Genomic DNA, 11359 nt, shown 5'->3' with positions numbered 1-11359 from the left:
GTTGTGTTCGTCAGCAGCAGAGAAGCGAGATTATCTAGTGTTTCCTGATATCCGTCAACCCCTCGTTTGCATCGCTGTTTCGTTTTCAAACCGTCGCAGCGCTGCGGGGACAGAACTATAGCAAACCGTCCCCTTGTTTTGCAAGACATTATTCAGGCTGATTTCGATCCTGCATTAAATCCGCCAAGCTGCGCGGCGCCGGTTTTAATGGCGTACGGTGCTGCGTCCACCCCAATTGCTCGGACGGCGTCAGCGCACGAAAACGCGTAGCAGCCCAACGGAACATCTTGTAAATGGAGGGATGGGAAAACGCGCCACTCCAGAACCGCCATACCAATTTATCGCCACGGCTGAACTTGGCGCCCTGCCCTTTTAATGGATGGGCTACCTGTTCATTGGGATTGCGGTTCGCTTCCGTGCGCAACCGTACCAGCAGCGCTGGAATCGGAATGCGCACCGGGCATACTTCCCCGCATGCGCCGCACAGGCTGGACGCAGTCGCCAGGTCCGCTGTCGCTTCGAGCCCTAGCAAATGAGGAGAAATGATCTTGCCGATGGGGCCCGGGTATGTGGTGCCATACGCATGGCCACCAATGCGTCCGTAGACCGGGCAATGGTTCATGCACGCGCCGCAGCGGATGCATTGCAGCGTGGCCCGCAACTGCTCATCTGCATACGCCTGCGTGCGGCCGTTATCGAGCAGCACCAGGTGCACTTCGCGCGGACCATCCAGTTCCCCCGCCCGGCGCGGACTGGAAATCAGGTTGAAGTACGTGGTGATCGGCTGCCCCGTCGCGGAGCGCGTCAGCAAACTGGCCAATGGCACGATGTGCTCCAGTTTCGCCACCACCTTTTCCATACCCATAATGGCGATATGCACATCCGGCACCGTGGTCGACAACCGGCCATTGCCCTCGTTTTCCACCAGCCAGAGCGTGCCCGTATCGGCTGCCGCGAAATTCACCCCGGACAGGCCAATATCCGCTTCGGCAAATGCCGTGCGCAACGCGCGCCGCCCCGTCTGGATCAGCGTATCCACGTCATCGCTATACGCCGTCCCGGGAATATGCTGCTCGAACAAGACGCCGATTTCTTCCCGCGTCTTATGAATTGCCGGCATCACAATGTGCGACGGCTTTTCGCCCGCCATTTGCACAATGTATTCCCCCATATCCGATTCAATGCATTCGATGCCCCGCTCCCCGAGGTAATGATTCAGTTCGATTTCCTCGCTAGCCATCGACTTGCCCTTGATGACCGTGCGCGCGCCGCGCTGCTGCGCAATGCGCAAGATGATTTCATTGGCTTCATCACCCGTCTCGGCCCAGTGCACGTGCACACCTGCCGCCGTCAGCTTGTCTTCCAGCTGCACCAGCAATTGCGGCAAATTGGCCAGCGCATGCTGCCGGATCGCTTCACCGAGGTCACGCAAGTGTTCCAGCTCCAACGCATCGGGGAACTGGCTGCTGCGTTTCGTTTGCAGGAAATCCATCGCGCCCCGGAAACTGGCGCGCAGCTTGGGATCATTCAGCGCAGCACGGGCCCGCTGGTGAAAATCTTCCGGCGCCACGAAGTGCATAGGTTGTGCCGTCATGACTGCTCTCCCGTGACGATGACAACCCACATCCAGCGCGGCCCATGCGCGCCAAATGCAAGTGTTTGTTGAATATCCGATGTTTTCGACGGCCCCGATACCAGCACCAGGTTGGCCGGCATACCATCGCGCCAACGTTCACCGCGCGCCGCATCATGCAAAGTCGCGTGCAACTTGTCCGCATACACGAGCGCGATGTGCAGTGGCGGCACCAGCGATACCGTCCGTGGCGTTCCCGCATCCGGTTCCAGGATCAGCGTGCCGGTGGCGGCGATGCCGGAACGGGCCACGGTAAATCCAGCATCCACCGTGCCAAACAATTCACTCTTCCACGTTTCAAGCGGACCATTGAATGGCAGCGCTTCAACCTCCGAAGGCAACGCGCCAGCCAAGGCCGCCCCTTCCTTGTTGGCAGGATCGAGCAGCAAACGTTTCGCCCCATGCTGCGCCAGTCTGGCAGCCACTTGCGCAGGCCATTCACTGGCTGTCGCACGCCATACGTCGGCACGCGATGCGCGCAGTGCATTTTCCAGCTCATCGACCAGTGCCGCCGCGCCGGGACGCGGCCCATCGTAATGCGCCGCAATGCGCAGATCCAGCGCCGCAACGGCACTGTCAGGCGATGGCGCCGGCGCAGCCGCCCGCAAGCGCCCCAGCATCCGTTCACGTGCATTCATCATGGCTGCCCCTCCCCGCCAGCTGCCACGCCATTCGCGCGGCGCCACAGGAAACTGGCCATATGCTCGACCTCCAGCGGCGCCCCGCTTTGCTTCGCCGCGTGGCCAATATTGAGCAGGCATGCGCAATCGGCCGATACCACGCGCTTCGCACCCGTCGCGCAGGCCGACGCCACCTTGTCAGCCACCATCGCGCCCGAAATATCCGGATGCTTGAGACAGAACGTCCCGCCAAAACCGCAGCACTCAGATTCGCGTACATGCTCGATACGGCGCACCCCAGGCAAATCATCGAGCAACGCCACGCCATGTCCGCGCGTTCCCATTTCGCGCCGCGCGCCACACGACGTATGCAACACCACATCTTCATTGGCTTGATGCTGTGCCGGATAATGCACGTGCAGCACGTTCAGCAGGAATTCGCTCAATTCATAAATACGTTCCGACAAAGCTTTCGCCTGCTTCGCCATCACGGCATCGTCCTCGAATAATTCCGGCCAATGGTGGCGCATCATGCCCGCGCAGGAACCGGACGGCACGATAACAGGCCAGTCTTCCCTGAACAGCGCGATCTGTGCCTGCGCCACCGCGCGCGACTGGTCAGGATTACCGCTGCTGTAAGCCGGCTGGCCACAGCAACTCTGCCCGCGCGGATAGTGGACTGTCACGCCTTCCCGCTCCAGCAGGCGCACAGCGTCGAGGCCCGCCTGCGGCATGAACAGGTCGATCACACAAGTGCCAAATAAATACACATCGGATGGCGGTGAGGCCGGGTAGTGGCGAGGTTGCATTTCAATGTCTCCTGCGTAGGTATGTGCCCATCATTCCCGCATTTTTCCATTCGCACAAATTGGTTGGACCAATTTTTGGTATGCTGTCCACACTGGAGGCAGCAATGACACAGGAAGCAGGCCGGGTGGAAAACGTGATGCGGCAAATTGAAACCGCGCTGCTGGACGGCACGTGGCCTGCCCATGCGCGGCTGCCGGCTGAACGGGCCTTGGCGGAACAATACGGGGTATCGCGCAACACCGTGCGCGAAGCAATCCAGCGCCTGGCGGCGCGCGGCTTGCTGCGCAGCCGCCAGGGCGCGGGCGTATATGTGACGGAACAATTGCGCACAGGGCCGCCGTCGCCTTGGGGCCAGTTGATAGCAGACCACCCTGGAGTGCGCGACGACGTGCTGGAATTCCGCCGCGTGCTGGAAGGGGCCACCGCGTATTTTGCAGCGCTGCGCTGCACGGATGATGACCGCGAGCGTATCCGCACGCATCTAGCCGCGCTGGAACAGGCACGCCAGGACGACAACCAGCCCGGTGAAGCTGCAGCCGACGCACGCCTGCACGAAGCCATTGCGCAGGCATCACACAACACGATGTTCCTGCATTTGCACGCCAGTGTGATCGGCATGCTGCGTGAACACATCAGGTTCAATGGCAGCAGCCTGCGGGCTCAGGAAGCGGACGTCGGTACGCAATTGCTGGTACAGCATCGCGCTGTATGCGATGCCATCTGCAATGGCCGGGCAGACGAAGCCCGCGCAGCGATGCAAAGCCATATCGATTACGTGGCCAGCCGCGTGGCAGACGATTAGTCACCGCAGCAAGCGGTCCAGCAATTCAATCCAGTGCTCGACCGGCTGGTCCGTACCCGACTGTAAGTGGCTCTGGCACCCCACGTTGGCCGACACGATATGGTCCGCTCCCGTCGCCTGCAGCGCCGCCAGTTTGCGGTCGCGCAGCTGGCCAGACAATTCCGGCTGCAGCAGTGAATACGTGCCGGATGAGCCGCAACATAAATGGCTGTCCGTGCACAGCCGCACATCAACGCCCACCGCACGCAGCAATCCTTCCACCTTGCCCCGGATTTTTTGCGCGTGCTGCAATGTGCACGGCGGGTGATAGGCCACTTTGTCCGCAGTCCCGGCACGGGCTTTTGCCGCCAGCGCATCCTGGAATCCGTACAGCACTTCACTGACGTCTTTGGTCAATGCAGAGATCCGGGCAGCCTTGTCCGCATACACCGCATCATGGCGCAACAGGTGGCCATAATCCTTGACGGTCGCGCCGCAGCCGGATGACGTCATGACGATGGCTTCCGCCCCCGCCTGCACCAGCGGCCACCACGCATCGATATTGCGCCGCATGTCATCGAGCCCGCCCTCTTGGTCATTCAAGTGATAACGGATCGCGCCGCAGCACCCCGCCTTCGGGGTAATCACCAGTTCGATGCCCAAGGCGTCGAGCACCCGCGCTGTCGCCGCATTGATATTCGGCGCCATCGATGGCTGTACACAGCCGTCAAGCAGCAGCATCTTGCGCGCATGGCTGGCGCGGGGCCACTGCCCGGCGGATGCCGGCCGGGCGACTTTGCTGCGCAACGCTGCAGGCAGCGCGGGCCGCAGCAACTGGCCTGCTTTCATGGCAGGCTTGAAGATCCAGCGGCGCGGCAGCGCTTCCTGCAACAAGGTGCGGGTCACGCGCTGCGTGGCGGGCCGGGAAACTTGCTGGTCCACCAGGTGGCGGCCAATGTCCAGCAAGCGGCCATATTGCACACCGGATGGACAAGTGGTTTCGCAACTGCGGCACGTCAGGCAGCGGTCCAGGTGCATTTGCGTGCTGGGGCCCGGCGTTGCACCTTCCAGCACTTGCTTGATCAGGTAGATGCGGCCCCGCGGCCCATCGAGTTCATCCCCCAGCAACTGGTACGTGGGGCACGTGGCAGTGCAAAAGCCGCAATGAACGCACTGGCGCAGGATTTCTTCCGCTTCCAGTCCTTCTGGAGTGCCCTGGTATTGGGCGGCAAGCGTGGTTTGCATGATTACAAGTCCTGGTACATGCGGCCCGGGTTGAAAATGGCGGCCGGATCGAACGCGTTTTTAAGGTTGCGGTGTATCGTGTGAACGGCTGGCGCCAGCGGATGGAACACGCCCTGTGCGCGGGCGCCGCCACGGTACAGGGTCGCATGCCCGCCATGCCGGTGCGCCAGCGCACGCAGCGATTCCGCTGAATCAGCACAGCGTAGCCAGCGCTGGCCGCCGCCCCACTCGATTAATTGCTGGCCACGGTGCGCCAGCGCAGGCGCCACGGTGGGCACGGCCATACGCCACAGCGGTTCGCCATCCTGCGTGAAAAATGCGTGGCGCTGATCGCGCAAGTCGCGCCAGAACGCATCGGCCGCGGCAGCAGGCAATGCATCGCCGCCGATGCGCCGCATGGCAGCCTCCACGGCAGCCTGCGCACCGGAAAGCCGCACCGTCAGGACATTGCCATGCCAGGCGCTGGCAGACAGCGGCAACGGCTGGCCCGCCCACACATTCATGCGCTGCAACGCATCTTCCTGATGCATTTCCAGGCGCAGCGAGGCTTCCATCTGCGGACGGGGTAGCACTTTCAGCGACACGTCGAGGATCAGTCCCAGCATGCCCAGCGATCCGGCCAGCAGGCGCGAAACGTCGTAGCCCGCCACGTTTTTCATCACTTGCCCGCCAAAGCGCAGCACGTCGCCACGCCCATCCATCAATGCCGCGCCCAGCACGAAGTCGCGCACAGCGCCTGCGGTTTGGCGGCGCGGGCCGGCCAGGCCGCAGGCAACCACGCCGCCGATGGTGGAATCCGCATTGAAGTGCGGCGGTTCGAATGCCAGCATCTGCCCTCTTTCAGCCAATGCAGCTTCGATCTCGCTGAGCCGTGTACCGCAACGCGCCGTGATCACCAGTTCAGTGGGTTCGTAACTGGCGATGCCTTGGTACGCTGACGTATCCAGCATATCTCCTTGCGGCAGGTTGCCATACCAGTCCTTGCTGCCGCCGCCACGTATGCACAGTGGCGTCTTGTCCTGCCCGGCGCGCAATACGCGTTCGCGGAACCCATTCAACACATTATCCATAGTGCCTCGCATATTGGGCAAACCGGAACCGGCCTCCGTCCACCTTACGCTTACCGTACTGCGCGCAGCGGTCCAGTGTGGGAATGGCTTTGTTCGGATTCAATTGCTGCGCCGGATCGAAGGCGCGTTTGACGGCGATGAAAGCGGCGATTTCTTCCACGGTGAATTGCTCGCACATGGAGTCGAGCTTTTCCACACCGACGCCATGTTCGCCCGTAATGGTGCCGCCAGCCGCCACGCACAGCGACAGGATGGCTTCGCCAAATTTCTCGGCGCGTTCAAACTCGCCAGGCTGGTTGGCGTCGAACAGGATCAGCGGATGCAAATTGCCATCGCCTGCATGAAACACGTTGGCGCAGCGCAGCTGGTATTGCTGGGCCAGCGCTTCAATGCCCGTCAAGACTTCCGCCAGTTTGCGGCGGGGAATGGTGCCATCCATGCAGTAGTAGTCTGGCGAAATGCGGCCAGCGGCAGGGAATGCGTTTTTACGGCCGGACCAGAAACGCATGCGCTCCGCTTCATCGCGCGACACGGCAATGGCTGTCGCACCAGAGCGTTCCAGCACGGCGCGCATGCGGCTGATTTCCTCCTCCACTTCTTCCGGCAAGCCATCCGATTCGCACAGCAAGATGGCAGCGGCATCCGTGTCATAGCCGGCGCAGACAAACGGTTCCACCATGCGTGCGCTGGTACGGTCCATCATTTCCAGGCCAGCCGGGATCATGCCGGCCGAAATCACGTCCGCCACTGCATCTGCACCGCGCACCACGTCATCAAACGACGCCATGACGACGCGGGCCAGCGATGGCTTTGGCGTGAGCTTCACTGTGGCTTCCGTCACCACGCCCAGCATGCCTTCTGAACCGATGAACACGGCCAGCAAATCCAGGCCAGCGGCATCGGGCGCGGTGCTGCCCAGTTCGACGACATCGCCATCGGCCGTCACCATGCGCACGCGCAGCACGTTATGCAATGTGAGGCCATATTTCAGGCAATGCACGCCGCCCGCATTTTCCGCAATATTGCCGCCGATGGTGCAGGCAATCTGCGACGAAGGGTCGGGTGCATAATATAGCTGGTGGCTTGCCGCCGCTTCAGAGATCGCCAGGTTGCGCACGCCCGGCTGCACGGTGGCCGTGCGCGCATGGGCATCGATGGCAACGATCCGGCTCATCTTCGCGGTGGACAGCACGATGCCTTCGGCAACCGGCATCGCACCGCCCGATAGCCCGGTGCCTGCGCCGCGCGGCACGATCGGCACTTGAAGTTTGCGGCACGCTTTCAGCACGGCCACCACTTGCTCTTCGTTTTCCGGCAGCGCGACAGCCAGCGGCAATTGGCGGAACGCCGTCAAGCCGTCGCACTCATAAGGGCGGGTATCTTCTTCGCTGGACAACAGGCAGTGCGGCGGTAATACCGTGCGTAATTCAGCAACGATCGCGCGCTGGCGTTCCGCTGTTATCGGGGGTTCCTGGCTGGGCGCATTCATGGCGGCTGGACTCAGTATGTTTGACTGAATCCAGTGTAGCGAAAGGCCGAGGGTTCAAGCGGTGAAAAGAATTAACGGCTGCATCCGATAATTTTCATGCGGTGGCGTAGGCTGCCAGCAGCCAGTCGATAAACAGCTGCACTTCCGGCCGCGCACGCGCCGATGGTTCATACACGACGTAATACGCATGGGGCGGCGTCGCGAGGCGGATATCAAACAGCTCCACCACTTCGCCACTGGCGATCAACGGTTGTGCGAAGTGCTGGCGCGTCAGGCAAATGCCGTGGCCGTGACGCACCGCTTCCAGCAGCAAACCCAGGTCATCGACACGCAAGCCTGTCGTAGGCTCTTGCCAATCCAGCCCGGCCTCGTCGAACCACGGCTTCCATGGCTCCAATGCTGACCGCAGCAACGTGGCTTTCGACAAATCCGCGGGGCTGGCTATGCCGCCTATACGTTCGAGATAAGCCGGGCTGGCAACCGGGAAGGCAGGTTCTTCCAGCAGTTTGACGGTTTCCAGGTCGGGATATTTGCCCGCGCCGAAGCGCACTTCGAGATCGGATTCGGACAGCGCCAGGTCGTATAGCGGCACGGACAGGAACACGTCGACCACGATATCGGGATGCGCTGCCGTAAAGCTGGCGAGGCGCGGCATCAGCAAACAGCGGGCAAACGTAGGCGGCACGGTGAGCTTGATGCGGGGCTGTGCCGGAGAACTTTTGTTTGGCAGAGGGAAGTCGGTCAGCGTGCGCAGCGCCACGCACACGACGTCGAGATAGCTGCGGCCAAATGCCGTCAGTGTCGGTGCACGGCCATCGCGGATGAATAAACGGTCGCCGACAAATTCTTCCAGCAACCGTATGCGGTGCGACAGCGCGGAAGGCGTGATGCACAACTGGTTGGCCGCCACTGCGAACGAGCCGGAACGGGCTGCCGCTTCAAAAGCAGCCAGCGCATGAACAGGTGGAAAGCGTTTGGGCATGGCGGTCCTCTAATGTTCCAGTCAAAACGCAACAACGCCCGTCCACACTGGCACGGGCGTTGTGCGGCTATGCCAGGCCATTTTAATGCGGAATCATCCCGGGCAGTAAGTACGCTTGCACCATCGTCATCACGCCGACGATGACGACGAACAGAATGCTGTGTTTTAAGGTGAAACGGAACAGTTCAGATTCGCGGCCCACCAAGCCTGTTGCTGCGCAAGCCACGGCGATCGATTGCGGCGAAATCATTTTGCCCGTCACGCCGCCCGTGGTATTGGCCGCCACCATCAGCGTGTCAGACACGCCCACCTGGTGCGCCGTCGTGTTTTGCAGGGAACAGAACAGCGCATTGGACGACGTATCGGAACCCGTCAGGAACACGCCCAGCCAGCCAAGGAATGGCGAGAAGAATGGGAATGCCGCGCCGGTACCAGCCAGCACCAGGGCCAAGGTGGACGACATGCCGGAATAATTGGCGACGAAGGCGAAGGCCAGCACCAGGCCGATCGACAGTACGGGACGGCGCAATTCCACGACCGTGTCTTTGAATGCACGCACGCCATCGGCTGGCTTCATGCCCAGCAAGATCATCGAGATAATGCCGGTCAACAGAATCGGCGTGCCGACTGCGGACAGGATATCGAGTTTGTAGATGGCTTCATAAGCCTTGGGCGCGGTCACGATCGGCGTGGTTTTAATCACCATTTGATCGAGGAAGGGCACGTGGACTTTGATGACGGTCCAGGCCAGCGGGCCTTTCGCAAACAGCGCTTTGAATCCCGGCAGGCTCCATACCGTGACGATGGCGGTCAGGATGCCGAATGGCGCCCAGGCGCGCACCGTCTGCGCCGGAGTATAAGGCGAGCGGGTACGGCCACCTACCGGGCCCGTTGCAGCGCTGCCGCCGCCGAAGCCCGACAATGCCGCCGCGCCGCCCATGTTGGCCACACCGCGCGCGGCATTCTTTGCCGTTGCCGGCTGCCAGACTTTCAGCAATACCGTCAGCGACACGAGGCTGACCAGCGCAGACGTGATGTCCGGCAGTTCAGGGCCGATGTAATTCGACGTGAAGTATTGCGTCACAGCGAAGCTGCCGCCAGCCACCAGCGCGCCTGGCCATACTTCTTTTACGCCGCGCATGCCGTCCATCATGAATACCAGCCAGAATGGCACGAACAGCGACAGCAGCGGCAACTGGCGGCCAGCCATCGCACCAATGTGCATCGCATCGATGCCCGTCACTTGGCCAGCCACGATGATAGGAATGCCCATCGCGCCAAATGCCACGGGCGCAGTATTGGCGATCAGGCACATGCCCGCTGCATACAGTGGATTGAAGCCCAGGCCCACCAGCAGTGCGGCGGTAATAGCCACCGGTGCACCGAAGCCTGCCGCGCCTTCCAGGAAGGCGCCGAACGAAAAACCGATCAGCAGCATTTGCAGGCGCTGGTCATCGGTAATCGCCAGGATGGAAGCGCGGATGATGGCCAGCTGGCCCGTGCGCTCTACCACTTTGTAGAGGAAGACTGCGGTGATGATGATCCACGCGATCGGCCACAAGCCGTAAGCGAAACCATATCCTGCCGAAGCCAGTGCTTGCGGTACCGGCATGCCATACGCAAAGATGGCTACGATCAGCGCGAGCGCCAATGTGATCGCGCCGGCCACGTGGCCTTTGATGCGCAAGACCGCCAGTGCAAGGAAAAAGAAAATAATGGGAACGGCGGCTGCCAATGCTGACAGCCCGAGGCTGCCAAGTGGCGCATAAATTTGAGTCCAGGACTGCATGGTGTGCTCTCCTCCACAAGATGTTTTTTGTAATGTCGAGGAGAAGTGTAAGACGGCATTCGGCCTGAAAACCGCCGCGGCCGCTTGAAATGAATTGACTGCAGAGGTGAAAATCTTTCACTGGCCAGGACGACAATTGCAGCAGACTGACGAGGTCAGCGAAGTTGCATTAATGACAATTGGTAGGTAAGATGCGCGGGCTGGTATTGCAAATAAAGAAATACTGAGCAGACGACATCACTTTTTATCAGGAGCTTTAATGCGATTTATCCTTGCAGCGCTGGGCCTGTTGGCTGCCGCGCCATCTTTTGCGCAATCGGTGCAGCCTGGCGCTTACCTGTCGGCGGAACTCGGTTACACGTCGATCTCTTCCAAATATGCGGACAACAGTGGCGATGCGAACTTGGGCTTGGCGATCGGTTATCAAGCGACGCCCAACTTGGCAGTTGAACTTTACACGCGTGGCCTGAACCTGACGCCATTGCGCGGCGCCTTTGAACCGGTAGGCTACTATCCGGATTCGCACTATGGCATTGCCGCCCTGGCGACAGTACCGATTAATGAGCAATTCCGTGCGTATGGGCGCTTTGGCGTAGGCCGGACCAAAATGAAGGGCAACCGTGTCTCGATGGGAGAACATAGCGACACCGATCCGATCGTGGGCGCTGGTGTAGGTTATGCATTGAGCCGTAATTGGTCACTCAGCCTGGAAGCCAGTTACCTGACCAAGAGCGAAGTGACGATGGTGAACTTTGGGGCACGCTATCAGTTCTAAGATGCAGCGCTGATAAAGCAAAAAGCCCCGCCAGACTGAACTGACGGGGCTTTTTTAATAACTAGCCTGACGATAACCTACTTTCACACTGGTTGCAGCACTATCATCGGCGCAGAGTCGTTTCACGGTCCTGTTCGGGATGGGAAGGGGTGGGACCGACTTGCT

10 protein-coding genes and 1 rRNA gene are annotated in these 11359 nt (G+C 60.8%); 2 read left to right on the top strand and 9 right to left on the bottom strand.

The annotated features are described in order from the left end of the window. Positions 1 to 148 precede the first annotated feature (148 nt). From GM668_RS29860 to GM668_RS29850, 3 genes are read right to left on the bottom strand one after another with little or no spacing between them, the layout of a single operon-like run. Positions 149 to 1594: a LutB/LldF family L-lactate oxidation iron-sulfur protein gene (locus GM668_RS29860; RefSeq protein WP_155442619.1), complete on the bottom strand. Its 1446-nt coding sequence runs from the start codon at positions 1592 to 1594 to the stop codon at positions 149 to 151. Continuing rightward, positions 1591 to 2271, bottom strand: coding sequence for a LutC/YkgG family protein (locus tag GM668_RS29855; protein WP_155442620.1), 681 nt, complete (start codon positions 2269 to 2271; stop codon positions 1591 to 1593). The genes GM668_RS29860 and GM668_RS29855 overlap by 4 nt, the downstream gene beginning before the upstream one ends. After that, a complete protein-coding gene (locus GM668_RS29850; protein ID WP_155442618.1) occupies positions 2271 to 3062 on the bottom strand; it encodes a (Fe-S)-binding protein in 792 nt (263 codons plus the stop codon). The genes GM668_RS29855 and GM668_RS29850 overlap by 1 nt, the downstream gene beginning before the upstream one ends. A gap of 104 nt (positions 3063 to 3166) precedes the next feature. Here GM668_RS29850 and GM668_RS29845 point away from each other — a divergent pair, with 104 nt between their 5' ends. After that, on the top strand, positions 3167 to 3865 hold the full coding sequence (locus GM668_RS29845; protein ID WP_155442617.1) for a FadR/GntR family transcriptional regulator: 699 nt from the start codon (positions 3167 to 3169) through the stop codon (positions 3863 to 3865). On the opposite strand, the gene glcF is transcribed toward GM668_RS29845, so the two are convergent. The 5 genes from glcF to GM668_RS29820 form a co-directional block, all read right to left on the bottom strand. Next, positions 3866 to 5089, bottom strand: coding sequence for a glycolate oxidase subunit GlcF (glcF, locus tag GM668_RS29840; protein WP_155442616.1), 1224 nt, complete (start codon positions 5087 to 5089; stop codon positions 3866 to 3868). A gap of 2 nt (positions 5090 to 5091) precedes the next feature. Then, positions 5092 to 6159: a glycolate oxidase subunit GlcE gene (glcE, locus tag GM668_RS29835; RefSeq protein WP_155442615.1), complete on the bottom strand. Its 1068-nt coding sequence runs from the start codon at positions 6157 to 6159 to the stop codon at positions 5092 to 5094. Next, positions 6152 to 7648, bottom strand: coding sequence for an FAD-linked oxidase C-terminal domain-containing protein (locus GM668_RS29830; protein WP_155442614.1), 1497 nt, complete (start codon positions 7646 to 7648; stop codon positions 6152 to 6154). Before GM668_RS29830 ends, glcE begins: the two co-directional genes overlap by 8 nt. A gap of 94 nt (positions 7649 to 7742) precedes the next feature. Further along, positions 7743 to 8630 carry a LysR substrate-binding domain-containing protein gene (locus tag GM668_RS29825; RefSeq protein WP_155442613.1) on the bottom strand — a complete coding sequence of 296 codons (888 nt, stop codon included), beginning with the start codon at positions 8628 to 8630 and terminating at the stop codon, positions 7743 to 7745. 82 nt (positions 8631 to 8712) lie between these two features. After that, on the bottom strand, positions 8713 to 10419 hold the full coding sequence (locus GM668_RS29820; protein WP_155442612.1) for a lactate permease LctP family transporter: 1707 nt from the start codon (positions 10417 to 10419) through the stop codon (positions 8713 to 8715). Between the two features lie 259 nt (positions 10420 to 10678). Between GM668_RS29820 and GM668_RS29815 the strand changes: the two genes are divergently transcribed. Next, positions 10679 to 11194, top strand: a complete 516-nt coding sequence (locus GM668_RS29815; RefSeq protein WP_155442611.1) for a porin family protein — start codon at positions 10679 to 10681, stop codon at positions 11192 to 11194. A 64-nt stretch (positions 11195 to 11258) separates the two neighbouring features. Here GM668_RS29815 and rrf read toward each other — a convergent pair. Continuing rightward, positions 11259 to 11359, bottom strand: a 5S ribosomal RNA gene (gene rrf, locus GM668_RS29810); the annotation flags it as partial.

Source organism: Pseudoduganella ginsengisoli, from assembly GCF_009720865.1.
GTDB classification, from domain to species: domain Bacteria; phylum Pseudomonadota; class Gammaproteobacteria; order Burkholderiales; family Burkholderiaceae_D; genus Rugamonas; species Rugamonas ginsengisoli.
This window is presented reverse-complemented; position numbering and strand designations above follow the sequence as displayed.